At 72.2% G+C, this 26,011-nt stretch carries 25 protein-coding genes and 1 pseudogene; 16 read left to right on the top strand and 10 right to left on the bottom strand.

Going from position 1 to position 26,011, the window contains the following annotated elements; genetic code table 11:
* The first annotated feature begins 107 nt into the window (after positions 1 to 107).
* Genes ACVW2K_RS00650 through ACVW2K_RS00625 form a run of 6 tightly spaced genes read left to right on the top strand, consistent with a single transcriptional unit; the run spans position 108 to position 6,821 of the window.
* Positions 108 to 950, top strand: coding sequence for a fumarylacetoacetate hydrolase family protein (locus ACVW2K_RS00650; protein WP_457201165.1), 843 nt, complete (start codon positions 108 to 110; stop codon positions 948 to 950).
* A 4-nt stretch (positions 951 to 954) separates the two neighbouring features.
* A complete protein-coding gene (locus ACVW2K_RS00645; protein WP_028637271.1) occupies positions 955 to 1,440 on the top strand; it encodes a cupin domain-containing protein in 486 nt (161 codons plus the stop codon).
* Positions 1,437 to 2,375 carry an acyl-CoA thioesterase gene (locus ACVW2K_RS00640; protein ID WP_457201164.1) on the top strand — a complete coding sequence of 313 codons (939 nt, stop codon included), beginning with the start codon at positions 1,437 to 1,439 and terminating at the stop codon, positions 2,373 to 2,375. Before ACVW2K_RS00645 ends, ACVW2K_RS00640 begins: the two co-directional genes overlap by 4 nt.
* On the top strand, positions 2,375 to 3,994 hold the full coding sequence (locus ACVW2K_RS00635) for an AMP-binding protein (protein WP_457201163.1): 1,620 nt from the start codon (positions 2,375 to 2,377) through the stop codon (positions 3,992 to 3,994). Before ACVW2K_RS00640 ends, ACVW2K_RS00635 begins: the two co-directional genes overlap by 1 nt.
* Positions 3,991 to 6,369: a bifunctional salicylyl-CoA 5-hydroxylase/oxidoreductase gene (locus ACVW2K_RS00630; RefSeq protein WP_457201162.1), complete on the top strand. Its 2,379-nt coding sequence runs from the start codon at positions 3,991 to 3,993 to the stop codon at positions 6,367 to 6,369. Before ACVW2K_RS00635 ends, ACVW2K_RS00630 begins: the two co-directional genes overlap by 4 nt.
* Positions 6,369 to 6,821, top strand: coding sequence for an acyl-CoA thioesterase (locus ACVW2K_RS00625; RefSeq protein WP_457201161.1), 453 nt, complete (start codon positions 6,369 to 6,371; stop codon positions 6,819 to 6,821). Before ACVW2K_RS00630 ends, ACVW2K_RS00625 begins: the two co-directional genes overlap by 1 nt.
* A gap of 76 nt (positions 6,822 to 6,897) precedes the next feature.
* Here ACVW2K_RS00625 and ACVW2K_RS00620 read toward each other — a convergent pair whose 3' ends face one another.
* Positions 6,898 to 7,248 (bottom strand): MmcQ/YjbR family DNA-binding protein, encoded by a 351-nt coding sequence (locus ACVW2K_RS00620; protein ID WP_028637275.1) that lies wholly within the window; start codon positions 7,246 to 7,248, stop codon positions 6,898 to 6,900.
* A gap of 42 nt (positions 7,249 to 7,290) precedes the next feature.
* Between ACVW2K_RS00620 and ACVW2K_RS00615 the strand changes: the two genes are divergently transcribed.
* Positions 7,291 to 7,965: an acyltransferase gene (locus ACVW2K_RS00615; protein WP_457204032.1), complete on the top strand. Its 675-nt coding sequence runs from the start codon at positions 7,291 to 7,293 to the stop codon at positions 7,963 to 7,965.
* On the opposite strand, the gene ACVW2K_RS00610 is transcribed toward ACVW2K_RS00615, so the two are convergent.
* The 4 genes and pseudogenes from ACVW2K_RS00610 to ACVW2K_RS00595 form a co-directional block, all read right to left on the bottom strand.
* A complete protein-coding gene (locus tag ACVW2K_RS00610; RefSeq protein WP_457201160.1) occupies positions 7,949 to 8,602 on the bottom strand; it encodes a ZIP family metal transporter in 654 nt (217 codons plus the stop codon). The two genes, ACVW2K_RS00615 and ACVW2K_RS00610, sit on opposite strands and share 17 nt — an antisense overlap.
* 80 nt (positions 8,603 to 8,682) lie before the next feature.
* The gene (locus ACVW2K_RS00605; protein ID WP_457201159.1) at positions 8,683 to 9,624 is read right to left on the bottom strand and encodes a phosphodiesterase; all 942 of its coding nucleotides are present in this window, start codon (positions 9,622 to 9,624) and stop codon (positions 8,683 to 8,685) included.
* 9 nt (positions 9,625 to 9,633) lie between these two features.
* The gene (locus ACVW2K_RS00600; protein WP_457204031.1) at positions 9,634 to 9,897 is read right to left on the bottom strand and encodes a nitroreductase/quinone reductase family protein; all 264 of its coding nucleotides are present in this window, start codon (positions 9,895 to 9,897) and stop codon (positions 9,634 to 9,636) included.
* Positions 9,804 to 10,013: pseudogene (locus tag ACVW2K_RS00595) on the bottom strand (nitroreductase/quinone reductase family protein); the annotation flags it as partial. The gene ACVW2K_RS00600 and the pseudogene ACVW2K_RS00595, both read right to left, overlap by 94 nt.
* Positions 10,014 to 10,190: 177 nt before the next feature.
* On the opposite strand from ACVW2K_RS00595, the gene aceB reads away from it, so the two are divergent.
* Genes aceB through ACVW2K_RS00575 form a run of 4 tightly spaced genes read left to right on the top strand, consistent with a single transcriptional unit; the run spans position 10,191 to position 15,571 of the window.
* The gene (aceB, locus tag ACVW2K_RS00590) at positions 10,191 to 11,789 is read left to right on the top strand and encodes a malate synthase A (protein ID WP_457201158.1); all 1,599 of its coding nucleotides are present in this window, start codon (positions 10,191 to 10,193) and stop codon (positions 11,787 to 11,789) included.
* Positions 11,786 to 13,249, top strand: a complete 1,464-nt coding sequence (locus ACVW2K_RS00585) for an FAD-linked oxidase C-terminal domain-containing protein (protein ID WP_457201157.1) — start codon at positions 11,786 to 11,788, stop codon at positions 13,247 to 13,249. The genes aceB and ACVW2K_RS00585 overlap by 4 nt, the downstream gene beginning before the upstream one ends.
* A gap of 11 nt (positions 13,250 to 13,260) precedes the next feature.
* On the top strand, positions 13,261 to 14,334 hold the full coding sequence (locus ACVW2K_RS00580; RefSeq protein ID WP_457201156.1) for an FAD-binding oxidoreductase: 1,074 nt from the start codon (positions 13,261 to 13,263) through the stop codon (positions 14,332 to 14,334).
* Position 14,335: 1 nt separating this feature from the next.
* Positions 14,336 to 15,571, top strand: coding sequence for a (Fe-S)-binding protein (locus ACVW2K_RS00575; RefSeq protein WP_457201155.1), 1,236 nt, complete (start codon positions 14,336 to 14,338; stop codon positions 15,569 to 15,571).
* An 18-nt stretch (positions 15,572 to 15,589) separates the two neighbouring features.
* Here ACVW2K_RS00575 and ACVW2K_RS00570 read toward each other — a convergent pair whose 3' ends face one another.
* Both ACVW2K_RS00570 and ACVW2K_RS00565 read right to left on the bottom strand, forming a co-directional pair.
* The gene (locus tag ACVW2K_RS00570) at positions 15,590 to 16,849 is read right to left on the bottom strand and encodes a GNAT family N-acetyltransferase (RefSeq protein ID WP_457201154.1); all 1,260 of its coding nucleotides are present in this window, start codon (positions 16,847 to 16,849) and stop codon (positions 15,590 to 15,592) included.
* Between the two features lie 31 nt (positions 16,850 to 16,880).
* Positions 16,881 to 18,209: an FAD-dependent monooxygenase gene (locus tag ACVW2K_RS00565; protein WP_457201153.1), complete on the bottom strand. Its 1,329-nt coding sequence runs from the start codon at positions 18,207 to 18,209 to the stop codon at positions 16,881 to 16,883.
* A 287-nt stretch (positions 18,210 to 18,496) separates the two neighbouring features.
* Between ACVW2K_RS00565 and ACVW2K_RS00560 the strand changes: the two genes are divergently transcribed.
* On the top strand, positions 18,497 to 19,717 hold the full coding sequence (locus ACVW2K_RS00560; RefSeq protein WP_457201152.1) for an HNH endonuclease signature motif containing protein: 1,221 nt from the start codon (positions 18,497 to 18,499) through the stop codon (positions 19,715 to 19,717).
* Positions 19,718 to 19,849: 132 nt separating this feature from the next.
* Positions 19,850 to 20,251 (top strand): PGPGW domain-containing protein, encoded by a 402-nt coding sequence (locus ACVW2K_RS00555; protein ID WP_457201151.1) that lies wholly within the window; start codon positions 19,850 to 19,852, stop codon positions 20,249 to 20,251.
* A 1-nt stretch (position 20,252) separates the two neighbouring features.
* Here the strand turns inward: ACVW2K_RS00555 and fahA are convergent, their stop codons facing one another.
* Together fahA and ACVW2K_RS00545 are read right to left on the bottom strand one after the other, a co-directional pair.
* Positions 20,253 to 21,419, bottom strand: a complete 1,167-nt coding sequence (gene fahA / locus ACVW2K_RS00550) for a fumarylacetoacetase (RefSeq protein WP_457201150.1) — start codon at positions 21,417 to 21,419, stop codon at positions 20,253 to 20,255.
* Positions 21,416 to 22,261 (bottom strand): hypothetical protein, encoded by an 846-nt coding sequence (locus ACVW2K_RS00545; RefSeq protein ID WP_028637285.1) that lies wholly within the window; start codon positions 22,259 to 22,261, stop codon positions 21,416 to 21,418. The genes fahA and ACVW2K_RS00545 overlap by 4 nt, the downstream gene beginning before the upstream one ends.
* A 66-nt stretch (positions 22,262 to 22,327) precedes the next feature.
* On the opposite strand from ACVW2K_RS00545, the gene ACVW2K_RS00540 reads away from it, so the two are divergent.
* Positions 22,328 to 23,530, top strand: a complete 1,203-nt coding sequence (locus ACVW2K_RS00540) for a homogentisate 1,2-dioxygenase domain-containing protein (protein WP_457201149.1) — start codon at positions 22,328 to 22,330, stop codon at positions 23,528 to 23,530.
* On the opposite strand, the gene ACVW2K_RS00535 is transcribed toward ACVW2K_RS00540, so the two are convergent.
* Positions 23,527 to 24,321 (bottom strand): hypothetical protein, encoded by a 795-nt coding sequence (locus ACVW2K_RS00535; protein ID WP_457201148.1) that lies wholly within the window; start codon positions 24,319 to 24,321, stop codon positions 23,527 to 23,529. The genes ACVW2K_RS00540 and ACVW2K_RS00535 overlap by 4 nt on opposite strands.
* Positions 24,322 to 24,434: 113 nt before the next feature.
* On the opposite strand from ACVW2K_RS00535, the gene ACVW2K_RS00530 reads away from it, so the two are divergent.
* Together ACVW2K_RS00530 and ACVW2K_RS00525 are read left to right on the top strand one after the other, a co-directional pair.
* The gene (locus ACVW2K_RS00530; protein ID WP_457201147.1) at positions 24,435 to 25,406 is read left to right on the top strand and encodes a pirin family protein; all 972 of its coding nucleotides are present in this window, start codon (positions 24,435 to 24,437) and stop codon (positions 25,404 to 25,406) included.
* Positions 25,407 to 25,439: 33 nt separating this feature from the next.
* A complete protein-coding gene (locus ACVW2K_RS00525) occupies positions 25,440 to 26,009 on the top strand; it encodes a DNA-3-methyladenine glycosylase I (protein WP_457201146.1) in 570 nt (189 codons plus the stop codon).
* Positions 26,010 to 26,011 lie beyond the last annotated feature (2 nt).

Genomic DNA, 26,011 nt, shown 5'->3' with positions numbered 1-26,011 from the left:
TTCCGGGCGGGATCGCTGCTGACGGTTCCCAACCCTAGCAGTGACATGTAACGTTGACGACGGTCGTAACGAAAGCGCTATATGCCACGTACGTCGAGGAGGTCTCGGTGCGACTCGCCACCGTCCGCGTGACCGACGCGCCCACGAGCGAGACCGTGGCCGCCGTGCACACAGGAGAGGGATGGCGACGCCTGGGGGTGCCCGACCTCTCCGCGTTCCTGGCCGGAGGCGGCGTGCCCGAGGCCGACGGCGACGTGCTCGCGTCCGCACGGCCGGTGCTGCCGCTGCCGCATCCCGGGAAGGTCGTCTGCTGCGGCCTCAACTACGCGGACCACATCGCCGAGACCGGACGCGAGCAGCCGGCGTACCCGACCCTCTTCGCCAAGTACGCCGACACGCTGGTCGGTCCGGACGACGACATCCGGGTGCCGTGCACCGCGCAGGTGGACTGGGAGGCCGAGCTCGCGGTCGTCGTGGGCCACCACCTCCGGCACGCGGACCGCGAGACCGCCGGGCGGGCGATCGCCGGCTACACGGTCGCGAACGACATCTCGCTCCGCGACTGGCAGTACCGCACCGGGCAGTGGTTCCAGGGCAAGGCCTGGGACCGCACCACCCCGGTCGGACCGGTCGTCGTCACGCCCGACGAGGTCGACCCGATCGCCGGCCTCGACATCAGCTGCCGGGTCAACGGGGAGCTCGTCCAGCACGCGAGCACCAGGACCCTGGTCTTCGACGCGGCCGCGCTGCTCGCCTACGTCTCCACCTTCACCGCGCTCCGGCCGGGCGACCTCGTCCTGACCGGGACGCCCGGTGGCGTCGGCGTCGCCCGCGAGCCGCAGGTCTTCCTCGGTGACGGCGACGTCGTCGAGACCGAGATCGCCGGCATCGGCACGCTCCACAACACGATCCGCACCGACCCCGCGCCGAGCCCGTCACGAGAGGGATGAATCCATGGAGCCAGATCTGAGCAAGTACGAGCTCGAGGGCGACAACGCCACGTACGCCGGGCCCTCGGGCCTCGTCGTGCCCGTCGTCACCCGGGCCGGCCTCGAGGTCGGCGACACCGGCCAGTCCGACGGCGCCTCGCGGGTCTCCGGGGTGAGCATCCAGCACACCCCGGCCACCAGGCTGTGGTTCGGCAAGGTCCGCAACGAGGGCGGCTACCGGTCGGTGCCGCACCACCACGGCGAGGCGGAGACCGGCGGCTACGTGCTCTCCGGCCGGGCCCGGATCTACTTCGGGGAGAAGTTCGAGGACTACCTCGACATGGCCGAGGGGGACTGGGTCTTCGTGCCGCCGTTCATGCCGCACGTCGAGTGCAACCTGGACCGGAACAACCCGCTCACCTGGATGACCACGCGCACGCCCGAGAACATCGTGGTCAACCTGCCCCAGGTCGCGGACGAGCAGCTGCGGGACTGGACGGACCGCCCGTGACCACGGCCCCTGTCCACGGCACGTCGGCCGTCGTCACCGACGCACTGGCCCTCACCGAGGTCGAGCCGGAGCACTTCGACGTGGCCTTCACCGCCACCACCCAGCCGTGCCCGTGGCCGAAGGCGTACGGCGGTGACATGGTCGCCCAAGCCGCCGCAGCCGCGATGCGCACGGTCACCGACGGCAAGACGCTGCACTCGATGCACAGCTACTTCCTGCGCCCCCTCGACATCGGCGCCGAGGCCCGCTACGAGGTGGAGCTGCTGCGCGACGGCCGGGGCTACTCGACCCGGCAGGTGCGGGGCTACCAGAACGGCAAGCCCGTCTACGTGTGCCTTGGCGGGTTCGCGGCCGGCGATCCGGACGCCGACGAGTTCGCCCCCGACGCGCCCCTCGACGTACCGGACCCGGAGTCGCTGCCGAGCTCGGCGTCCTACCTCGAGCCGGTGCCGCCCGGTGGGGAGACGATGATGACCGAGGAGTCGAAGGCCTACTGGAGCGGTGGGCGCAGCTTCGACATGCGGCACGTCCCGGGACCGGTCTACGTCCGTGTCGAGGGCGAGCGGGTCCCGCACCAGGCGCTGTGGGTCAAGCCGTTCGACCCGCTCCGCCCGGTCGCCGGACTGGCCGACGAGCAGCGCGACCTCGCGGCGCTCGCCTACGTCTGCGACTACACGATCCTGGAGCCGGTGCTGCGGGTGCTCGACCTGCCGTGGGCACAGCACGGGCTGGTGACCGCCAGCCTCGACCACGCGATGTGGTTCCACCGCGCGCCGGGGAGGGCGCTGGACGGCTGGCTGCTCTACACCCAGGAGGCGGAGTCGGCAGGGTCGGGCCGTGGGCTCGGACGCGGCCGCTTCTTCACCCCGGACGGCCGGCACCTCGCCACCGTCCTCCAGGAGGGCATGATCCGCCCCGACCGGGGAGCACACTGATGGACCTCTCGCCCAGCGCCCACGTCGACACCTTCACGCGCGACCACCTGCCGGAGCCCGCCCTGTGGCCGACGCTCGAGTTCACCACGGACGCCCTGCAGTACCCCGAGCGGCTCAACGCCGGCGTCGAGCTCGTCGACGTGCCCGCGCTGCGCGTCGGCGACGACGCGCCCGCGCTCCGCACCCCCGACGGCTCGGTGTGGACGTACGGCGAGCTGCGCCGTCGCTCCGACCAGGTCGCGCAGGTCCTGACCGAGGACCTCGGGCTGGTGCCGGGCAACCGGGTGCTGCTCCGCTCGCCCAACAACCCGTGGACGGTCGCCGCCTGGCTGGGCGTGCTCAAGGCCGGCGGTGTGGTCGTCACCACGATGGCCGCGCTGCGGACCCGCGAGATCGAGCCGATCGTGGCGAGGACCCGGCCCGTCATCGCACTGGTCGACCACCGCTTCGCCGACGACGTGCTCGCCCTCGGAGGCGACCTGGTCGTCGTGACCTACGGCGGCGACGGTGCCGACGACCTGGTCCGGCGGGCCGCGGCCAAGTCCGGGGAGCTGACACCGGTGGACACCGCGGCCGACGACGTCGCCCTGCTCGGACCGACGTCCGGCAGCACCGGCGTCCCGAAGATCACCATGCACTTCCACCGCGACGTGCTGGCCATCGACGACACGTTCGGCCGCACCCTCCAGCTCGGACCGGGCGACGTGGTCGCCTGCACGGCGCCGCTCGCCTTCACCTTCGGGCTGGGGATGCTGGTGGTCTTCGCGCTCCGCGCCGGCGCCTGCGCCCTGCTCACCGAGCAGGCGACGCCGGTCCAGCTCGCCGACCTGGTCGCCGAGCACGACGTGACCGTGCTGGCCACCGCGCCCACGGCGTACAAGCAGATCCTGAGGTCCGGGCGGATCGACCGGCTGCAGCACCTGCGCGCCGCCGTGAGCGCGGGCGAGCACATCTCGCTCGGGGTGTGGGAGCAGATCCGGGACACGATCGGGCTGGAGATCGTCGACGGCATCGGTGCTACCGAGATGCTGCACATCTTCATCTCCAACGTCGGCCACCCGATCCGGCCCGGCGCGACGGGGAAGCCGCTGCCGGGCTACCGCGCGACCGTCCTCGGCGACGACGGGGAGCCCGTGGGGATAGACGAGGAGGGACGCCTCGCCGTGATCGGCCCGGTCGGGTGCCGCTACCTCGACGACGACCGCCAGCGTGGCTACGTCGTCAACGGCTGGAACGTCACCGGTGACACGTTCAAGGTCGACGCGGACGGCTACTTCCACTACTGCGCCCGGACGGACAACATGATCGTCTCGTCGGGCTACAACATCGGCGGGCCCGAGGTCGAGGCCGCCATCGACGACCACCCGGACGTGGTCGAGTGCGCCGTGGTCGCCGAGTCCGACGCCGAGCGTGGAGCGATCGTGTGCGCGTTCGTCGTCCTCAGGGACGGCGTCGTCGGGGACGAGGCGGAGGCCAAGCAGATCCAGGACTTCGTGAAGAGCCAGATCGCGCCGTACAAGTACCCCCGCGACGTGCGCTTCGTCGAGGCACTCCCACGCAATGCGAGCGGCAAGCTGCAGCACTTCCGGCTGCGTGAGGAACTGGAGGCGGCCCGATGAGGATCGCGATCGCCGGCGGCGGCCCCGGCGGGCTCTACCTCGCCGCACTCATGAAGCAGCTCGACCCGCGGCACGAGATCACCGTGTGGGAGCGCAACGCACCCGACGACACCTTCGGGTTCGGCGTCGTCTTCTCCGACGAGACCCTCGGTGCGGTCGCGACCGCGGACACCGTGATCCACGACCAGATGGCCAGCCGTTTCGCGCGCTGGACCGACATCGACGTCGATGTCGACGGGCACGCCTTCACCGTGGGCGGGCAGGGGTTCGCCGCGATGGGCCGCAAGGACCTGCTGCGCATCCTGCAGGAGCGCGTCGCGGCCCTCGGCGTCACGGTCCACTACCGCACCGAGGCTCCCGACCCCGATCGGCTGCGCGCCGACCACGACCTCGTGGTCGCCTCCGACGGTCTCAACTCGATGATCCGGACCAGGTACGCCGACGTCTTCGGACCGAGCCTCGACCGGCGCCGGAACAAGTACATCTGGTTCGGCACCGACCTGGTCTTCGAGGCGTTCCAGTTCTTCGTCAAGCAGACGGAGTGGGGCACCATGCAGATCCACGGGTACCCCTACTCCGACCAGGGCTCGACGTTCATCGTCGAGATGCACGAGGACGTCTGGAGACGCGCCGGCCTCGACCGCACCGAGGACGTCGTCCTCCCGCCGGGGGCATCCGACGAGTACGCCGTGGAGCGGATCGCGGAGATCTTCGCCGACGAGCTGCAGGGCCACCGGATCCTCACCAACAACTCCAAGTGGCTGAGCTTCCACACGGTGCGCAACGAGCGGTGGTACGACGGCAACGTCGTGCTGCTCGGCGACGCGGCCCACACCGCGCACTTCTCGATCGGGTCCGGCACCAAGCTCGCGATGGAGGACGCGCTCGCGCTGGCGGCCTGCCTCCACGAGCAGCCGACCGTCGAGGCCGCGCTCGCGGCATACCAGGCGGAGCGCAAGCCGGTGGTCGAGTCGACGCAGCGTGCCGCCCAGGCGTCGCTGGAGTGGTTCGAGAACATCGGGATGTACGCCGGGCAGGACCCGGCGCAGTTCGTGTTCAACCTGATCACGCGCTCGCGCCGCATCACCTTCGAGAACCTCAAGGAGCGCGACCCTGAGTTCGCGGACCGGATGGAGGCCGAGTTCGCGCGCCACCAGGGAGCCGACGAGGTCGCGCCGGCCATGTTCCAGCCGACCACGATCGGCAACCTGCGGCTGAAGAACCGGATCATCGTGTCCTCGATGGACATGTACGTCGCCGAGGAGGGCGTCCCGACCGACTTCCACCTGGTCCACCTCGGTTCGAAGGCCCTGGGCGGGGCCGGCCTGGTGATGACCGAGATGACCTGCGTGTCCCCGGAGGCGCGGATCACGCCGGGCTGCCCCGGCCTCTGGACCGACGAGCAGCGCGACGCCTGGCAGCGGGTCGTCGACTTCGTGCACCGCGAGAGCACCGCCCGGATCGGCCTGCAGCTCGGGCACTCGGGCCGCAAGGGGTCGACGAAGCTGATGTGGGAGGGTATGGACGAGCCGCTCGCCGCGGACAACTGGGAGGTCGTCGGCCCCTCACCCGTCCCGTACGGCGCCGGCTGCCACGTGCCGAGGAAGGCCACCGAGGAGGACCTCGAGCTCATCGTCGAGCAGTTCGCCCAGGCGGCACGCCGCGGCGTCGAGGCCGGCTTCGACCTCGTCGAGGTGCACGCCGCGCACGGCTACCTGCTCTCGTCGTTCCTCTCGCCCGTCTCCAACCACCGCACCGACCAGTACGGCGGCTCGCTGGAGAACCGGCTGCGCTTCCCGCTGCGGGTCTTCGACGCGGTCCGCGCCGTCGTGCCGGCCGAGGTCCCGGTCACCGTCCGGATCTCCGCCACCGACTGGATGCCGGACGGCAACACCGAGGACGATGCCGTCGAGATCGCGCGGGCGTTCATCGCCCACGGGGCCGCCGCCATCGACGTCTCCTCGGGGCAGGTCTCGCAGGACGAGAAGCCCGCCTTCGGCCGCTCGTACCAGACCCCGTTCGCGGACCGGATCCGGCATCAAGTCGCCGAGTCGGCCGGCGTCGCGGTGATCGCGGTCGGGGCCATCTCGTCCTACGACGACGTGAACTCCATCCTGCTCGCGGGCCGCGCCGACCTGTGCGCCCTGGCACGCACGCACCTGTACGACCCGCAGTGGACGCTGCACGCGGCGGCCGAGCAGGACTACCGGGGACCGGGTGCGGACTGGCCGCTGCCCTGGGAGGCGGGCCGTCGGCGGCCGCCGACGTCCCGGACCGACAAGGTCCCACCGCGGCTGTCGATGCTCCGCGACGAGGCGGAGGGCCCGATCCACGTGCGGTGGCGGCCGGCCCGGGACCAGGTGGCCGTGTCCTGATGGCCGAGCAGCACGAGGGGGCCTCGATCACGCTGCGGACCCGCGTCGAGTGGATCGACACCGACGCGGCCGGGATCTACCACAACAGCAGCGTGCTCCGGTTCGTGGAGGCCGCCGAGGCCGAGCTGATGCGCGAGCTGGGCATCGAGGGCTACTTCCCGGTGGCACCCCGCGTCCGGCTCGAGGTGGACTTCGAGGCGCCGCTGTTCTTCGGCCAGGAGGTCACGGTGGACCTGGTGGTCGACCGGGTCGGTTCGAGCTCCCTCACCTTCCGCTTCGAGGTGTGGGGCGAGCAGCACCTCGGCGCTCCGCGGAGCCGGGCCGCGGCGGGCAGCTACGTGACGGTCCACGTCGAGGGCGACCACTCGACGGGGACGCGCAGCGTGCCGTGGCCCCCGGAGTGGAGCGAGCGGTGGCGCCGTCCGGCGGCGTACGGCGCGGCTCGGGAGTGAACTCGCACGGCGAGGGCGTGCGGGACCGGCTACACCAGCGTCACCCGCGCCTCGGATCCGGTCCTGATCGGCTGACTCAGACCGGGAGCTCGTCGCCCCGGGCGTCCACCAGGGCGACCGGGGCGGTGAGCCGCCACGCCTCGAAGGTCAGCTCGGCGAGCTCGTCTCGGTCGATCCGCTCGAGGTGGACCACGACCCAGCCGAACGGTCCCGAGGTGAACTGCACCTCGAACACGTCGGGCCGCTCGGCGACCAGCGCGAGCTGCTCGGCGAGCTCCTGCTTGAGCCCGACCGTGCTGGTGCGGGGCCACAGGTAGCCGAACGCGCGGCCGGAGGCCTCGAACCGGCTCCACCTGTCCCGGTCGTGCCGCGTGACCTCGGGCAGCTGGCCGACCAGCTCGACGAAGTCAGGGATCGCGCACGGCATGGCGCGATCATCGCAGGGGACCGCTAGTGTCCGGCCGTGGGCATGAGACGGGTCCTGAACGCCGGGGTGCTGGCCGGCTGGCGCTGGTTGGACAAGGCCGGCGAGATCACGGCCGGCACACGCGCGGCCGCGCAGTTCGGCAGCTTCGGGGCGGACACGACGATCGGCTTCCCCGCGGCGACGCTGATGGGCACCCGGTCGATCCACCTCGGGACGGGCACCATCGTCGGCCGGCAGGCCACGCTCGCCGTCGGCTACGGGCCGGACGACCCGAACCTCCCCGAGCGCGGGCTCGTGGTCGGTGATCGCTGCGTCCTCGGCGCGCGGGTCACGGTCGTGGCCCACACCTCGATCGCGATCGGCGACGACGTGTGGTTCGGCCAGGACGTCTTCGTGTCCGACTCCGGGCACGGGTACCAGGACCCGGAGCTGCCGATCGGCGTGCAGTTCGGCGGTCACGATCCGGTCGTCATCGGCTCCGGGTCGTGGCTCGGCCACGGCTCGATCGTGCTGCCGGGCGCCCGGATCGGCCGCAACGTCGTCGTCGCCGCCGGCTCCGTGGTGCGCGGCGTGGTGCCCGACCACAGTGTCATCGGGGGGGCGCCCGCGAAGGTGCTGCGCCGCTACGAGCCCGGGGTCGGCTGGGTCGGCGCGCGCGGCGACGTCCGGCCCGTCGTCATCGGGCCGTTCGGGGAGGGCGTCACTGCAGCACGGTGAGGATGCCGGCGGCCAGGAAGCCGATCACGGTCAGGAGACCGGTGAGCCGGCCGCCGTGCCGGTAGGACTCGGGGACCATCGAGTCCGCGAGCATCATCAGCACCGCACCGCCGGCGAAGGCGCTCGCGTAGGTGCCGAGGTCGCTCAGGTGGTCGGCCATCAGGTAGCCGAGCCCCGACGCGAGGCCGCAGGCGACCGTGAGCAGGCACCACATGACCGCGATCCGGCGGTCCGGCGTACCGGCCTCCTGGAGGGACGTGGTGCCGGCCAGGCCCTGGGGCACGTTGGACACGAAGATCGCGGCCAGGAAGGCGAGGCTGATCTGGCCGCCCAGGGCGAGCCCGAGGCCGAGGATGAACGCCTCCGGGATGCCGTCGAGCAGCGCGCCCAGGAACATCGCCATCCCGGAGCCGCCCTGGGCACGCCCGGACGCGACCGCCAGCCGTGCCTCGCCGCCGCTGCTGTCGATGACCCGGTCACCGACGTAGTAGACGAGCGCGCCGACCAGTGCCCAGGCGATGATCTGCCAGCCGTCGGTGATGTTCCCGGCCGGGATGAGCTCGTAGGCGACAGCGGCGAGCAGGGTGCCGCCACCGAAGCCCATCATCAGGCCGATCGCGCGCTCCGACCTGCCCAACGGCTTCGCCAGCCACTGGCCGAGGAAGAGTGCGGCGGGAGGAGAACAGTCCCCAGAAGAGTGCCTCGGTCATGGCGTGCTCATACACGTCCCGGGACCGGGATCCCGCCGGTGTAGATCGGCGAGTCCTTGCGCGAGAGCAGCTCGCGCCGCTCCTCCGGGGTGAGCGCCTCCACCTGGGCGCGGACGTCGGACGGGAAACCGCTCACCTCCGGTGCCTCCTCGACCGGCACGATCGTGTGCACGACCCGGTCGTCGTACAGGTGCACCATCGTCATCGCCTGGTGGCCGTCGACGCCGGAGACGAACCGCTCCAGCGGGGCGGGGTCGGAGGTGTAGCAGGTCGCCGACGCGACCGAGACCGGGATGCCCGCGAACGTCGAGTACGTCGAGTAGTGGAGGTGCCCGCCGAGGATGCAGCGCACGTCGGTCCCGGCCAGCACGTCCGCGAGCCGGTCCTGGCCGTAGAGCTCGATGACCTCCGCCGCGCGCATCATCGGGATCGGGACCGGCGGGTGGTGCAGCGCGAGCAGCGTGCCGTGCGGCGCGGGCGTGCCCAGCACGCCGGCCAGCCACTCGAGCTGGGCGTCGCCGAGCTCGCCGTGGTGGTAGCCGGGCACGCTGGTGTCGAGGGAGACGATCCGCAGCCCCGCGACGTCGTGGACCCGGTCCTGGGGCCGGTCGTCGTCGGTGTCGAACAGCCCGCGCGCGTACGCCGACCGCTCGTCGTGGTTGCCCATCACCCAGACGACCTCGGCGCCCATCGCCGCCGCCACCGGCTCGACGATCTCGCGCAGTCGCTGGTACGCCGCCGGCTCGGCCCTGTCGGCCAGGTCGCCGGTGAACACCAGCGCCTGCGGGACCGGCTCCAGCCGGGACAGGCGCGCGAGGGCGAGCTCGAGGCCGGCCTCGGTGTCGATGACGCCGTACTGCTTCCGCCCGCCGGCGAGCAGGTGCGGGTCGCTCAGGTGCGCGACGACGTGACGAGGGTCGGGGTACTGGCCCAGCTGTTGCCGCTGCACGGGCTCAGGCTAGCGACGAGTCAGCTCGAAGACCGGGATCAGCCGGTCCGTCCGCTCCTCGTACTTCGCGAAGCTCGGCCAGGTCCGCAGCAGCACCTGCCAGCGGTCCGCCCGCTCGTCGCCCTCCATCTCCTTCGCGTCGACGGCGATCCGAAGCCGTTTCCAGGTATCGTGGCCTCGCCGGACGCGCGGATGTTGTGCACCCAGACCGGCATCTCGGGCCCGCCGAAGTACGAGCCGGCGATCAGCCAGCGCTCGCCGTGGGGGACGCACAGCAGGGGAGTGCTGCGCGGGATGCCGCTCCTGCGGCCGACCACGGTGAGTACCAGGTTCGGCAGGCCGGCGATGTCCAGGATGGTCACCCGCCCGCGGGTCACCCTCTGCAGCATCCGGTCGCACCAGACGATCTGCGGGAGCAGCTTCGGCATCCACGGGATCGCGCCGATCCGGATCGCGACAGGTGTCATCAGGCCCATGGCTCGCAGTCTGTCCGCACCGCGGGGTTTCCACGCACGTGACGCGGGTCACCGTCTCTGGAAGGCTCAGCCACGGAGGTGGACACACACATGCCAGACGGAGTCGAGATCACCGGGCCGATGCATGCCCGGTACGACGAGATCCTCACCGACCGGGCCCTCGAGCTGGTCGCTCTCCTGCACCGTGAGCTGGACGGCCGGCGACGCGAGCTGCTCGCCAGGCGCGCGGAGCGGGTCCGCGCGATCGCCGACGGCGGCGGGCTCGCATTCCTCGAGGAGACCCGCGCGATCCGGGAGGACGACTCCTGGCGGGTCGCCGAGGCCGCCCCTGGGCTCGTCGACCGCCGGGTCGAGATCACCGGGCCGACCGACCGGAAGATGACGATCAACGCGCTCAACTCCGGCGCGAAGGTGTGGCTCGCGGACCAGGAGGACGCGAACACGCCGCTGTGGGAGAACGTCGTGGGCGGACAGCTGAACCTGCGCGACGCGATCACCGGGCAGATCGACTTCACCAGCCCGGAGGGCAAGGAGTACCGGCTGGACGACGGCGAGCTGGCGACCATCGTCGTACGCCCGCGTGGCTGGCACCTGCCGGAGAAGCACATCGAGGTCGACGGTGAGCGGACGTCGGGCAGCCTCGTCGACTTCGCGCTCTACCTGGCGACCAGCGGGCAGCTCCAGCTGGACCGGGGGCAGGGCCCCTACTACTACCTGCCGAAGATGGAGTCGCACCTCGAGGCCCGGCTGTGGAACGACGCGTTCGACCTGGCCCAGGACTTCCTCGGCATGCCGCGCGGCACGATCCGCGCGACGGTGCTGATCGAGACCTACCCGGCGGCGTTCGAGATGGAGGAGATCCTCTACGAGCTGCGCGACCACTCGGCCGGCCTGAACGCCGGTCGCTGGGACTACATGTTCAGCGTCATCAAGTGCTTCCGCACCCGGGGCGACGACTGGGTGCTGCCGGATCGCAACTCGGTGACGATGACGGTGCCGTTCATGCGCGCCTACACCGAGCTGCTGGTGCGCACCTGCCACAAGCGGGGCGCGCACGCGATCGGCGGGATGGCGGCGTTCATCCCCAGCAAGGACGAGGAGCAGAACGCCTTCGCGTTCCAGAAGCTCACCGAGGACAAGACCCGGGAGGCGAACGACGGCTTCGACGGCTCCTGGGTCGCGCACCCCGGCATGGTGGCGGCCTGCCGGGAGGCCTTCGACAAGGTCCTCGGCGACAAGCCGAACCAGCGCGACCGGCTGCGCGAGGAGGTCGCCGTCACCGCCGACGACCTGCTGGACGTCCGGTCCACACCGGGCGACGCCACCGAGAACGGGCTGCGCAACAACGTCGCCGTGGGGATCCGCTACCTCGAGTCGTGGCTGCGCGGGTCCGGTGCCGTCGGCATCTTCAACCTGATGGAGGATGCCGCGACCGCCGAGATCTCCCGGAGCCAGGTCTGGCAGTGGCTGCACAACGGCGAGGTGCTCGCAGGCGGGGAGAAGGTCACCCGCGAGCTGGTCGAGACGATGATCGAGGAGGAGCTGCAGAAGGCGCGCGACGAGGCCGTCGGCCGGGCGTCCGCACCGGGTCGCCGGTGGGACGACGCCCGTGCGCTGTACGCCGAGCTCGCGCTCTCCGAGGAGTACGCCGACTTCCTCACCCTCGCCGCCTACGAGCAGATGCCGTGACCCCGGGCGTCCGGGCCGTCGCGACCCGCGCCCGGGAGCTGCTCGCTCCGGACGCGGTGATCGACGACCGCGCCCGGCTGCGCACCTACGAGTGCGACGGGCTCACGCACTACCGGGTCGTGCCGGCGCTCGTGGTGATCCCGGAGGACGCGGACCAGCTGGCCGGTGTCGTGCGGGCCTGCGCCGAGCACGGCGTGCCGTTCGTTGCGCGGGGGTCGGGCACCGGCCTCTCGGGTGGCGCGCTCCCGCACGCCGAGGGTGTGCTGGTCGTGACGTCGCGGATGCGTGCGATCACCGACGTACGTCCCGAGGACCAGCGCGCCGTCGTGCAACCGGGTGTCGTCAACCTCGACGTCACCCGGGCCGCCACACCGCACGGCTACTACTACGCGCCCGACCCGAGCAGCCAGCAGATCTGCTCGATCGGCGGCAACGTCGCGGAGAACTCCGGCGGCGCGCACTGCCTCAAGTACGGCTTCACGACCAACCACGTGGTCGGCGCGGACTTCGTGACGGCCGGCGGCGAGGTCGTGCCGCTCGGCGCGATGGCGCCCGACGCACCCGGCTACGACCTGCTGGGCGCGGTCGTCGGCTCCGAGGGCACGCTCGGCATCGTCACCTCGGTGACGGTCCGGCTGGTGCGGCTGCCGGAGGAGGTCCGCACGATCCTCGTCGGGTTCCACTCCACCGACGCTGCCGGCGCCGCCGTCTCCGCGATCATCGCGGCCGGCATCGTGCCCGCCGCGATCGAGATGATGGACGCGCTCGCGATCGAGGCCGCGGAGGAGGCCGTGCACTGCAACTACCCCGCAGGGGCGGGCGCCGTCCTCGTGATCGAGCTGGACGGCCCGGCCGCGGAGGTCGCGGCGGAGTACGACGAGGTCGAGCGGCTCTGCGAGGTCAACGGAGCGTTCGAGCAGCGGCTGGCCACCGATCCGTTCGACCGGGCGCTGATCTGGAAGGGCCGGAAGTCGGCGTTCGCCGCCGTCGGCCGGATCAGCCCCGACTACATCGTGCAGGACGGCGTGATCCCGCGGACCGCACTGCCGGAGGTGCTGCGTGCGATGGGTGAGCTGTCGGCGCAGCGCGGCGTCCGGATCGCGAACGTCTTCCACGCCGGCGACGGCAACCTGCACCCGCTGGTGCTCTTCGACGAGTCGAAGGCCGGCGAGGCGGAGGCGGCCGAGGAGGTCAGCGGCGCGATCCTCGACCTGTGCATCCGGCACGGCGGCTCGATCACCGGCGAGCACGGCGTCGGCGTGGACAAGGCTCGGTACCTGCCGCGGATGTACACCGAGGAGGACCTCGACACGATGCAGCTGGTCCGCTGCGCCTTCGACCCCGACGGGATCTCCAACCCCGGCAAGGTGTTCCCGACGCCCCGGCTGTGCGGTGAGGTGCCTGGCAGGCACAAGGGCGCACACCCCGCCCAGGAGGCCGGGTTGGCGGAGGTCTTCTGATGGGTGTGGTCGTGCGTCCGACGTCCACCGCCGAGGTGGCGGACGTGCTGCGCGACGCGGCCGCCCGGGGTCTCGCCGTGGTGGCGCAGGGGCGAGGCACCAAGCAGGGCTGGGGTCTGCCGGTCTCGGTTGACCTCGTCGTCGACCTCAGCGGCATGGACCGCGTGCTCGACCACCAGGCCGGTGACCTGATCGTCGAGGTCCAGGCCGGCGCCCGGCTCGCCGAGGTGCAGGCCCGGGTCGGCACGGAGGGCCAGCGGCTCGCGCTCGACGAGACCGTCCCCGGCGCGAGCATCGGGGGGACCCTCGCGACCAACGCGTCCGGGCCGCAACGGCTCGTCGCGGGTACGGCGCGCGACCTGCTGATCGGCGTCACCGTCGTCCGCGCGGACGGGGTGGTCGCCAAGGCCGGCGGGCGGGTCGTCAAGAACGTCGCCGGCTACGACCTCGGCAAGCTCGTCGTGGGCTCGTACGGCACCCTCGCGATCGTCACCGAGGCGGTGTTCCGGCTGCACCCCGAGCCGGAGGTGCGCCGGTGGGTGAGCGTCGCGGCGGACGACGTGCACGACCTGGTCCACGCCGTCGTGCACTCGCAGGCGGTGCCGTGGGCCGTCGAGGTCGACGGCACCACGCTGTCGGTGATGGTGGGCGGCCGGCCGGACGGGGTCGCCGCCAGGGTCGGGACGATCCGGGGCCTGATCGGCGGGTCGGTGTCGGACACCGCCCCGGAGGGCTGGGGCACCTACCCGTGGCAGCCCGGGGAGACCGGGCTCAAGGTCACCTTCGTGCTGTCCGGGCTGCGCGACGTCCTGGCCGCCCTGGCCGAGGCCGGCGCCCGGGTGCGCGGGTCGGCCGGCGCCGGGGTCGTGTACGCCGCGCTCGCCGTACCCGATGCGCTGCCGCGGCTGCGCGAGGTGGCCGCGGCGCACCACGGCAGCGTGGTCGTCGTCGACGCCCCGGACGAGGTGAAGGCGTCGGTGGACGTGTGGGGCCCGGTACCGGCGCTGGAGCTGATGCGGCGCGTGAAGGACCAGTTCGACCCGGACCACCGGCTCGCGCCCGGTCGCTTCGTGGGAGGGATCTGACGTGGACCCGGAGCTGCTCGACGACTGCGTGCACTGCGGCTTCTGCCTGCCGACCTGCCCGACCTACGTGCTCTGGGGCGAGGAGATGGACAGCCCGCGCGGCCGGATCCAGCTGATGCTGCAGGCCACCGAGGGCGAGGTGATCACCGACGCGATGGTCGGCCACTGGGACGCCTGCCTGGGCTGCATGGCGTGCGTGACCGCGTGCCCGTCGGGCGTGCAGTACGACCGCCTCATCGAGGAGACCCGGGCCGAGGTCGAGCGCGTGCACCGGCGGTCGGCGTCGGACCGCGCGCTGCGCGGCCTGATCTTCGCGGTCTTCCCGCACCCGAGGCGGCTGCGCCTGCTGCGCGGCCCCCTGCGCGGCGTGCAGCGGACCGGGCTCGACCGGGCTCTCCGTCGTACCGGCCTGCTCGACCGGCTCGCTCCGTCGCTCGCGGCGATGGAGCGCCTGGCGCCGCGGCTCTCCAGGCCGGAGCGGCTGCCCGAGCGGCTGCCGGCGAACGGTCCGCGCCGGATGGTGGTGGGGCTCTTGACCGGCTGCGTGCAGGGCGCGTTCTTCCCGGCGGTGAACGCCGCGACGGCGCGCGTGCTGCAGGCCGAGGGGTGCGAGGTCGTCGTTCCGCCCGACCAGGGCTGCTGCGGTGCGCTGTCGGTGCACAACGGCCGGTCCGAGGAGGCGAAGGCCTACGCGCGGAAGCTGGTCGGTGTCTTCGAAGCCGCCGGGGTCGAGCGGGTCGTGGTGAACGCTGCGGGCTGCGGCTCGTCGATGAAGGAGTACGTCGCGCTCCTCGGCGAGGAGGCGCGCGACTTCCAGGACAAGGTGCGCGACATCAGTGAGGTCCTCGACGAGCTCGGCCCGGTCGCCGTCCGCCACCCTCTGGAGGTGACCGTCGCATACCACGACGCCTGCCACCTCGGGCACGCCCAGGGCGTGCGGGTGCCGCCGCGCCGGCTGCTCGAGGCCATCCCCGGCCTCGACCTGCGCGAGGTCGCCGAGGCGGAGCTGTGCTGCGGCTCGGCCGGCATCTACAACGTGCTCAACCCCGAGCCCGCGCGCGAGCTCGGCGACCGCAAGGCCGCGAACATCGTGGCCACCGGCGCCGACGTGCTGGTGACCGCGAACCCCGGCTGCCTGATGCAGGTGGCTGCCGCGATCGAGCGCTCGGGACACCCGATGAAGCTCGCGCACACCGTCGAGGTCCTCGACGCGTCCATCCGCGGCCGGCCCCTGTAGGTCCTGCCGCAGAGTCGGCTAGAACATCATCGACGCGGCCGGCGGCACGTCGGTGTGCAGCGCCCGCCCGAGCTCGCGGGCCGCCCCGGGCCGGGCCTCGGCGACCAGTCCGGCGCGGACCAGGCCGACCAGGTTGCCGCCGCCGAGGTACGCCGCACCGAGCGCGTCGATCGACAGCCTCAGGTCGGCGTCCGCGTCGGTCCGCTCCGCGGCCGCCGTACCGGACTCGTCGGCGTGGATCCGCCAGGTGCCCGCGTTCCACGGGGCGTGGTCGTCGGTGACCTCGACGACGACATCGCACGGGGCGCTCCAGGTGCGCGCCGCGAGCGCTTCGGGCAGGTCCACGAGCCGCACCCAGAGGCTGTCGTAGGTCTCGATCTTCGAGACCGACCGCGGCCCGCCCGTCCAGGCGAGCACGGGATCCTCGACGCCGGCGGTCCACAGCTGGACGCTGCCCATCAGGTCGAAGTCGACCAGCCGGCGGACCAGGGCGAGCCGGGTCGGCGGATCGCCGACGACCAGGAGCGCAACGACGCGGCCGGCCGGGCGGGCGTCGTCCCACTTCGGCTCGCGCCGGAACATCGCGAAGCCCACGTCGCGGCCGTCCCGGCGGGCGAAGAGCACCCGCCACGGCTCCTTGTCGCGCAGCCACTCCGGGAACTGCTGGCACATCCGCTGGTAGTAGCCGAGCTCGCCCACGACGGAGCCGGTGTCGACCGCGGCGCGGTGGCAGTCGTGCATCCGCTGCGGGGTGCCGGCGTCGGGCATGGACGCCAGCTGGGTCGTGACGGCGCCGGCGGCCTCGTCCAAGCCCGGAGCGGTGAGGGTCGCGCCGCGTGACAGCGTGACCGGCAGCTCGAGGGAGGCGAGGCCGTAGCCGTACCGCCCGTAGATCGCGGGCTCGCTCGCGTGCAGCGCGGACAGGTGGGTGCCCGGCGTGTCCCGCACCTGCTCGAAGTGGTGCCGGAGCATCGCGGTCAGCACCCCCCTGCGCCGGTGGTCGGGGTGCACGCCGACCCAGGTCAGCCCGGCGCACGGCACCAGCCTCGGGTCGCCGTCGGCGCCGGGCACGGCGAGGTCGAGCGGGTAGACGCCGTAGATGCCGGGGTACGTCGAGCTGTCGGCCCCCTCGACCTCGGCCGCGAACCGCTGGTCGGCCGGCAGGCCGGTCAGCTGGACCTCGACCGGCGCCGCGAGCGCCTCCTGCGACCAGACCAGGACGTCGCTCGCGAGGAACCGCTCGGCGTCGGCGGCCACGTCCACCCGGATGTCGCTCATGGGGACAGCCAACCGTCGGACGCGTCCGGGCTCAACTCCATTCCGAGACGGCCGCGACGTGGCCGTCGGGCCGCACGACGCACGTGCCGCCACCGGTCGCGTGGGTGAGGAACTCGCCGCGGGCCCGCCGGGCCGCGGCTCGCAGGCGGTGGTCGGGGTGCAGGGCGCCGACGGCGGGGTGGCGGTCGGCGCCGTAGCGGAACGGCGCGTACAGCTTCCCGGAGTCGATCTCGGCGCGGGCGGCTGCATCGGTGACCGCGCGCTCGAGGACGTCGCGGCGGTGCGCCCACCCGGCCTCGGACTGCGGGACGAGGAAGTCCATGGTGCGGGTCGTGATCGCGAGGTTGTTCTCCGCGGCTGCCCGCCGCTCGGCGGCGTAGCCGTCCACGGTGCGGGGAGACGCCCAGCCGTGCAGCGCGTACGCGATCCGCCAGGCGGCGTTCTCGGCATCGGCGACGCCGGAGTTGAGGCCGCGCGCGCCGAACGGCGCCATCAGGTGGGCGCAGTCGCCCGCGAGCAGCACCCGGCCGCTGCCCATCGTGGTCGCGAGCCGCGAGTGGAACCGGTAGACCGTGCACCAGAGGACCTCGTGGTCGACGGACCCCACGATCCTGCGGATCCGCCTGTCGAGATCGCCGTTCGCGCGCTCCCGCTCGAGGTCGAAGCCGGGGTCGACCTGCCAGTCGATGCGGTAGGTCGAGTCCGGGCACGGGTGCATCAGCACCTGGCGGCCCGGGTTCCACTCCGGGTCGAAGTAGAAGCGTCGCTCGAGCTCCCGCTCGGGCAGGTCGCAGCGGATGTCGCAGATCAGGAACCGGTCCTCGAAGGTGCGCCCCTCGAAGCCCGCGCCGATCGCCGCCCGGACGATCTCGCCGCGGGCGCCGGCGCACCCCACGACGTACGACGTCTCGATCGTGCCGCGCGTCGTCCCAACCCGGACGGCGCGGTCGTCCTGGCTGATGCCGGTGACGGTCGTGCCCCAGCGGACGTCGACCAGCGGAGCGTCCGCGATCCGCTCGTCGAGGACCTGCTCGACCCGCGCCTGCCCGATGTTCACCCAGGGTGGGAAGGGGCTGTCGCCGCTGTCGGCGAAGGCGACGTGGAACAGCTCGTGCTCGCGGTAGTACGTCCGCGCCACCCGCCAGGTCACGCCCTCGTCCGCGATCGCCCTGCCCGCCCCGACGGTGTCCCAGATGTCCAGGGTCTCGCGCTGCTGGCAGATCGAGCGCGACCCGACCGCCTCGCGACGCTCGTGGGCGTCGAGGACCACGGTCGGGACCTCCCACCGGGCCAGCAGCAGTGCCGTGGTCTGCCCCACCGGACCGTTCCCGACGACCACCACGGGCGGGCCGTCGTACATGGGGGGCAGCGTAGACCTGCCGGCCTGTTGTGGGCGCCCGCGCGTCAGATCGCCGGCGGCTCACGGTCCGTCGGGGTTGCGATCGACAGGCAGCGAAGCGGGTGCGGCGGGCGGTTGGTTGCGGCCGCATCCCGGCTTTCCGGCCGGCGCCGCTCGTGCTGGCCGGAGCATCCGGAATTGCTCGAAGATATTTCGAAAGACTTTGGGAAAGTGTCTCACATGCCGGTCAAAACAAGGGTTCTGGGCCCTCGACTGTCGGTGGCCGGTGGTGGGGTGGAGCTGTGATCGTGACCGACAGCAGCCACCAGCCTCTCGTGGTCGAGGACCTCGACGACGACTGGCTGCTGGCGCTGTGCGAGGACGCCGAGGTCGAGTCCCGGCGTCTGGACCGCGCCAGGCTGCGGCTCGCTCTGGAGTGGGCGCACCGGCACCCCGCGGCCCCCGAGGACGTCGTCAAGGGCCACGTCGACCCGGTCAGCGATCCCGGGACCCCGGAGGTGGAGGAGTTCACCGCGGAGTCCCTCGGCGCCGCGTTCGGGATCACCACCCACGCCGCCCTCCAGCTGATGGCCGACGCCCTGGCCCTGCACCACCGTCTCCCGCGGACCTGGGCGCGGGTCGAGGCCCTCGAGGTGCCCGCCTGGCGGGGCCGCCGGATCGCCCAGGCCACCGGCCAGCTCACCGCCGAGCAGGCCGCGGCGGTCGACGCCGTCCTCGCGCCCCGGGCCGACAGGTGCGGGGTCCGGGCCATCGACCAGGCCGTGGCCGAGGCCACCGACACCGTCGTGCAGGAGCAGACCGAGCGGCTGGACCGGAGCAACTGGAACGTCGAGCTCTTCCACGGCCCGATGGCCGGTGCCGGCCGCTGGGCCGGCACCTCGGTGCTGGTGATCACCGGTGACACCGCCGACCTGACCCACCACTACGAGCAGATCAACGCCCACCTCGAGCCGGGACCGGAGCCGATCGAGGTACGCCGCGCGATCGCGTTCGGTGTCCTGGCCCGCAAGCTCGGCGGCGGGAGGCCGCCCCGGATCAGGCTCTACGTGCACGCCGACCTCACCGACCTCACCGACCTCGGCGACGAGACGATCGGCACCGGATCGGTCGAGCGCCTCGGTCCGCTGACGATGGGCCGGATCAAGGACTGGGTCGGCCACGCCCAGGTGACCGTCCTGCCCGTGCTGCGGATGGACCGGTCCGATTCCGTGGACCGGCACGACCCGCCGCCGTGGATGCGGGAGCTCGTCATCCTCCGCGACCAGCACTGCGTGTTCCCGCACTGCCAGACCGACGCCCGGTCCTGCGACCTCGACCACGTCATCGCCTACCGAGACGGCGGCCCGACCTGCCCGTCGAACCTCGCCCCGCTGTGCCGACGCCACCACCGCGCCAAGACCCGACGACGATGGCGCTACCGACGCGACCCCGACGGCAGCTACACCTGGACCGGACCCCACGACCGGCAGTACCGCGTCACCCACGACGGCACCACCGCGCTCAACTGAGCCGGCCCGAGCGACGGGGTCGCCACGATCGACAGCGGCGGGGACGTGGGCATGCGTGCATCCTCGGTGACCACGACGGGCCGACGGGGCCGTCCTCACGAAGCTCTCAGCCAGGGCCGGGACCATGGACCGGTGACCCACCCCCAGCTCTCCCCGCGCGCCCAGGCCCTCCTCGACCGGATCGACGCCTGGGCCGCTCGCGGACCCGTCCGCAAGGTCCTGGTCCGCGCCGGTGTGACGATCGGGGGACCGGTGGTGGTCGTGGCCGGCGTCGCGATGCTCGTGCTGCCGGGCCCGGGTCTGGTGGTCATCGCTCTCGGCATGGCGCTCCTGGCGCTCGAGTACGACTGGGCGCGCACCGTGCTGGCCGTGGCCGGGCGTGGTGCTGCGTGGGTGCGCCGGACGGTGCTGCCCCGCGACGGGAGCCAGACGCGGCGGCTGGTCGGTGTTGCCGGCGCAGGGGCGTTCCTGGTGGCCAGCACGCTGGCGACGGGCGCCGTCACGACGTACGTCGGGGCACAGACCTTCCTCTGACTCAGCCGCGCGCGGGCTCGACGACGCCGACGACCTCGCCCAGCGAGAGCCGGCCCCCCGCCGTTCCCGGCGCCGAGTAGCGCAGCGTGACCACGTCGCCGTCGGCCAGGAACGCCGACTCGTCGCCCCAGCCGATCTCGAGCAGGGACCCCCGCTGGTCCGGGTCGGGACCGCTGATCGTCCCGGAGGCGAACAGGTCGCCGGTGCGCAGCGACGCCCCGTTGACCGTCAGGTGCGCGAGCATCTGCGCGGGCGACCAGTACATCGTGCGGTACGGCGGCCGGCTGACGACCTCGCCGTTCACCTCGATCTCGACGTCGATGTCGAGCCCGCGGACCTCCCCGGGCCCGAGGTAGGGCAGCGGCTCCGGGTCCTGTCCGGGCAGGTCGACCCACGCGGCGTCGAGCGCCTCGATCGGGGTCACCCAGTGCGAGATCGAGGTCGCGAAAGACTTGCCGAGGAACGGGCCGAGCGGGACGTACTCCCATGCCTGGATGTCGCGCGCCGACCAGTCGTTGAGCCCGACCACGCCGAACACGTGGTCCGCGAACGCGTCGTACGGCACCGGCGTGCCGAGCTCCGAGCCGGTGCCGACCACGAAGCCCAGCTCGGCCTCGATGTCCAGCCGCTTGGAGGTGCCGAAGGTGCCACCGCGCTGCTGACCCCGGGGCCGCACGACGGGCGTGCCGGACGCGACGACGGTGCCGGCGCGGCCGTGGTAGCCGACCGGCAGGTGCTTCCAGTTCGGTAGCAGCGCCTCGCCGTCGGGACGGAAGATCCTGCCCACGTTCGAGGCGTGGTGCTCGGAGGCGTAGAAGTCGACGTAGTCGGCGACCTCGACCGGCAGGTGCATCGTGACCTCGTGGAGCGGCACCAGGTGCGGCTCGACCAGGTCCCGCTCGGGCTCCTCGGTCAGCAGCCCGCTCACCCAGCGGCGCACGGACTCCCGCACGGCCCGGCCCTCGGCCATCAGCGCGTTCAGCGAGCGCTCCTCGAAGACGTGGTGCACGTCGAGCATCTCGGCGGCCGCCACCGGCGCGAGGTCGAGCACGAGGTCACCGATCCGCACGCCGACCCGCGGCTCCTCGCCCGGCAGCGCGAACACGCCGTACGGCAGGTTGTCGACGTCGAAGAGGGAGCCGTCGGCCCCGGGGACCCAGGTCTTCATGGCTTCTCCAGCAGTCCGAGGGCGATCAGGTCGTCGAGCGGCTCGGTGACCGAGCATGAGCCGAACGACGTGAACCACCTGCGTGCCCGTTCGAGCTCGCCGGCATCCGCGACCAGCGCCTCGCCGTCGCGTTGCTCGAGTGTCGCGACCACGTCGTCGACGGCGGCGCCGTCGAAGGCGCGGAGGGTCGCGACCAGCACGTTCAGGAACCCGTGGTGCTCGAAGCGGTCGTCGCCCGTGTGGCGGACCGCGTGGTGCAGCCCGGCCGTGCACTTGAACGGCGTCTCGCGGTCGAGCGCAGCGTCGATCCAGCGCGCGAGCGCGTGGGCAGCGGGGTACGCCGCGGCATCGAGACCGCCGGTCCGGAACTTCAGTCGGTGCTCGGCGGCGGCCACCTCGTCGGCGGCGGCCAGCCAGGCCGGCTCGGGGCACGCGGCCGGGATCTCGACGTAGACCGGCACGTGGTCGTCGAGCAGACCTTCCGATCGGGCGGCATCCACCGCGGTGACCACCCGCCGAGCAGCACCGACGGGGTCGTCGGGGTCGCGCAGGGCGATCTCGATGCCCTCGACCGCGATGTGCAGCTTCCGGGCCAGCGTCGCCAGCCCGGTGACGTTGCCGGCGCCGCCGGTGACCACGACGGACAGCGCGAGCGGCGTCGCCTTCAGCTCGGGGAGGTCGGTGTCACGGACCACGAAGGTGCCGACCAGGTCGGCGTACGGCTCCGCTCGGCGGGCCTGGTGCTCCGCCGCCGCGGCCCCGAGTGGGACGTCGCCGGGCGGGAAGATGGCGGCGTCGTCGACGAGGCCTCGCCACGCGGCGGGGAGGGGTTCCGTGGACACGCTTCTCACTCTAACCTTGAATCACATAGCGGACGAGAACGTCCGACTATCGAACGGAGATGCGCGATGGCCCACTACCGACGCCTCGGCGAGGTCCCGCCGAAGCGGCACACCCAGTTCCGCGACGGCGACGGGAAGCTCTACTACGAGGAGCTGATGGGCGAGGAGGGCTTCTCCTCCGACTCGTCCCTGCTCTACCACCGCGGCGTCCCCTCGGCCATCGTCGCGAGCGAGGTCTGGGAGCTGCCCGACCAGACGCGCACGCCCAACCACCCGCTGAAGCCGCGGCACCTGAGGCTGCACGACCTCGAGACCGGCAGCGACGCGGTCACCGGCCGGCGCCTCGTGCTGGGCAACAACGACGTCCGGATCGGGTACGTCGTGACGGGCACCGACCCCTCGCCGTACTACCGCAACGCGATCGGCGACGAGTGCATGTTCGTCGAGACCGGGACCGGCGTGGTCGAGACGGTGTTCGGCGTCGTCGGCTATCGCGCCGGTGACTACGTCGTCATCCCGCGCGCGACCACCCACCGGTGGCTGCCTGCCGAGCCGAGCCGGCTGTACGCGATCGAGGCGAACAGCCACGTGGCGCCGCCGAAGCGCTACCTGTCCCGCTTCGGCCAGCTGCTCGAGCACGCGCCGTACTGCGAGCGCGACCTGTACGGGCCCGAGCAGCCGTTCACCCAGGAGGGCGCGGACGTCGAGGTGCTGGTCAAGCACCGGACGAGCGCCGGCGTCGTCGGCACCCGGATGACCTACGCGACGCATCCCTTCGACGTCGTCGGCTGGGACGGCTGCCTGTACCCGTACACGTTCAACCTCGAGGACTACATGCCGATCACCGGCAAGATCCACCAGCCGCCGCCGGTGCACCAGGTCTTCGAGGGCCACAACTTCGTCGTCTGCAACTTCCTGCCGCGCAAGGTCGACTACCACCCGCTGTCGGTCCCGGTGCCGTACTACCACTCGAACGTCGACAGCGACGAGGTGATGTTCTACGTCGGCGGCGACTACGAGGCGCGCAAGGGCTCCGGCATCGGCCTCGGCTCGATCTCGCTGCACCCCGGCGGGTACGCCCACGGCCCGCAGCCGTCCGCGATCGAGGCGTCGCTCGGCGCGGAGTACTTCGACGAGTCGGCGGTGATGGTCGACACCTTCGCCCCGCTCGACCTCGGCGAGGGCGGGCTGGCGGTCGAGGACCCGGCGTACGCCTGGACGTGGGCGGGCCGGGGCCCCGACGACCCCGCGGTGTTCTCGAACTCCTAGGCCGCGACCGGCTCGTTGTTGAGCGTCTTGTAGGTGTACGCCGTGCCGATCAGCACGACCGGGACGGCGACGACCAGCCCGATCCCGCAGAGCAGCGCGCCGACGAACCAGGCGGCCACACTCACGAGGAACCAGAGGATCACGTTGCCGGCGTTGTTCTTGGTGAAGTCGAAGCTCGCCCTGATCGCGTCGATGGCCCCGAGCTCGGGCCGGTCCATCAGGAAGTACAGCGTGTACGACGTGAAGAACATGACCAGGAGCCCGGGGATGATGCACAGGATGAATCCCACGAAGGTCAGGATGCCGATCAGCAACGAGGCGATCACGACCTCGCCCAGCTTGTTCGGCCGGAGCAGCGTGCTCGGCTCGAGCTGACGGCCCTCGGTGAGGTCCAGCGCGCCACGGACGATGCCCGCGCCGATGATCATCGAGATGATCCAGCTGACCAGGCTGAACAGCCAGCTCACGACGTTCTGCGCGGTGAAGAGGCCGCCGTTGCAGGTCTCGACCTCGCCGGTGTCCAGGTTGACCGACGGGTCGCACGCGACCGCTCGGCCGATGACGAAGCCGACGATCTGGATGGCGATCAGGACGGCCACCAGGACCACGACCGCGAGCAGGATCTGGCCGAGGTTCTGGGTGAACTTGTTCCAGCCGTAGGAGAACGCGTTGCCGACGCTGTAGCCGCTACCACCGGGCGGCGCGGGCGGCGGTGGCGGGGGCGGCGCGCCGCCGTACCCCGAGGGCGGCGGGACGTCTGAGGGCGGGGGAGGCGGGTCGTACGTGGACATCACAGCTCCTCTGCTGCCGGGTTGCTGCCGGGTTGCTGCCCGGAACCTAACGGCTGGTCGAGGGTGGGGACAGGGGCCGATCGGGCTATTGCGCCGCGGGCGAGAATGGGACCGTGAGCAACCTCGAGGACCGACCCGCGGAGCTGACGGCGGAGTGCGCGGTCACGGCGGGGATCGAGATCATGACGCCGCGCGACGTCCCGCTCGGAGGGCCGCGGGCGATGCGGGTACGCCGGACCCTGCCGCAGCGGCACCGATCGCTGATCGGGGCGTGGTGCTTCGTGGACCACTACGGGCCCGACGACGTCGCCGACTCCGGCGGGATGCGCGTCGCACCGCACCCGCACACCGGCCTGCAGACCGTGAGCTGGCTGTTCACCGGGGAGGTCGAGCACCGCGACAGTGCGGGGCACCACGCGATGGTGCGTCCCGGCGAGGTGAACCTGATGACCGCGGGCCGCGGCATCAGCCACTCCGAGGTCTCGACGCCGTCGACCACGAGCCTCCACGGAGCCCAGCTCTGGGTGGCGCTGCCCGACTCCGACCGCGGCACCGACCCGACGTTCGCCCACCACGCACCGCACCCGGTCGTCGGTGCGGGCTGGGAGGCGCGGGTCTTCCTCGGCTCGCTGCTCGGCGACACCTCGCCGGTCCCGACCTACACCCCCCTCCTCGGTGCGGAGCTGCTGCTCGAGCCCCGCACCAACCTCGGGCTCGACGTCGACGAGGCGTTCGAGCACGGCGTGCTGGTCGACACCGGGATTCTCGGCGTCCACGGCATCGAGGCGAAGCAGCACGACCTCGCCTACGTCCCGCCGGGACGCCGCACCCTGACGCTGACGTCGTACGACGAGCCGGTGCGGCTGCTGCTGCTCGGCGGACCGCCGTTCGGCGAGGCGATCGTCATGTGGTGGAACCTGGTCGCGCGCACCCATGAGGAGGTCGTCGCCTGGCGTGCGGAGTGGCAGGCGCAGATCACCGACGCCGGGCTGGTCGACGGCTGGTTCGGCATCCCCGTCGGGGACGAGTTGCCGCCGATCCCCGCCCCGCCCTTGCCGAACGCCCGGCTCAAGGAGCGGCACTGACCGCTGTCGGAGCCCTGCGACAGGATGGCGCGCATGGAACCGGTCATCGGCGAGGACGGCGTTCCGCGCTGCCCGTGGGCCGGTGGCCCCGGGGTGATGCGCGACTACCACGACACCGAGTGGGGCAACCGCCTCAGCGGGGAGTCGGCGTACCTCGAGCGGCTGACGCTCGAGGCGTTCCAGTCCGGGCTCTCATGGTCGACGATCCTCAACAAGCGGCCGGCGTTCCGCGAGGTCTTCCACGGCTTCGACGCCGAGGCGGTCGCGGCGTTCGGGCCCGGTGACGTCGAGCGGCTGATGCAGGAGCCGCGGATCGTCCGCAACCGGATGAAGATCGAGGCCGCGGTCACGAACGCGCGGGCCACGGTGGCCCTGCGCGAGGCGGGCGGCCTGGAGTCGTTCGTGCTGTCCTTCGCTCCCGACGACCCGCCCGCCTGGGCCGACACCGCCGAGATGACGACGACGTCGGCGGAGTCGGTCGCGCTGTCCAAGGGCCTGAAGAAGCGCGGCTTCGCGTTCGTCGGTCCGACCACGATGTTCGCGCTGATGGAGGCGATCGGGGTCTTCGACCCCCACCTCGTCGGCTGCTTCAGGCGAAGCTGAGG

The organism is Nocardioides sp. HB32, from assembly GCF_054058995.1.
The sequence above is the reverse complement of the archived record's forward strand: the minus strand, read 5'-3'. Positions and strand labels throughout refer to the sequence as shown.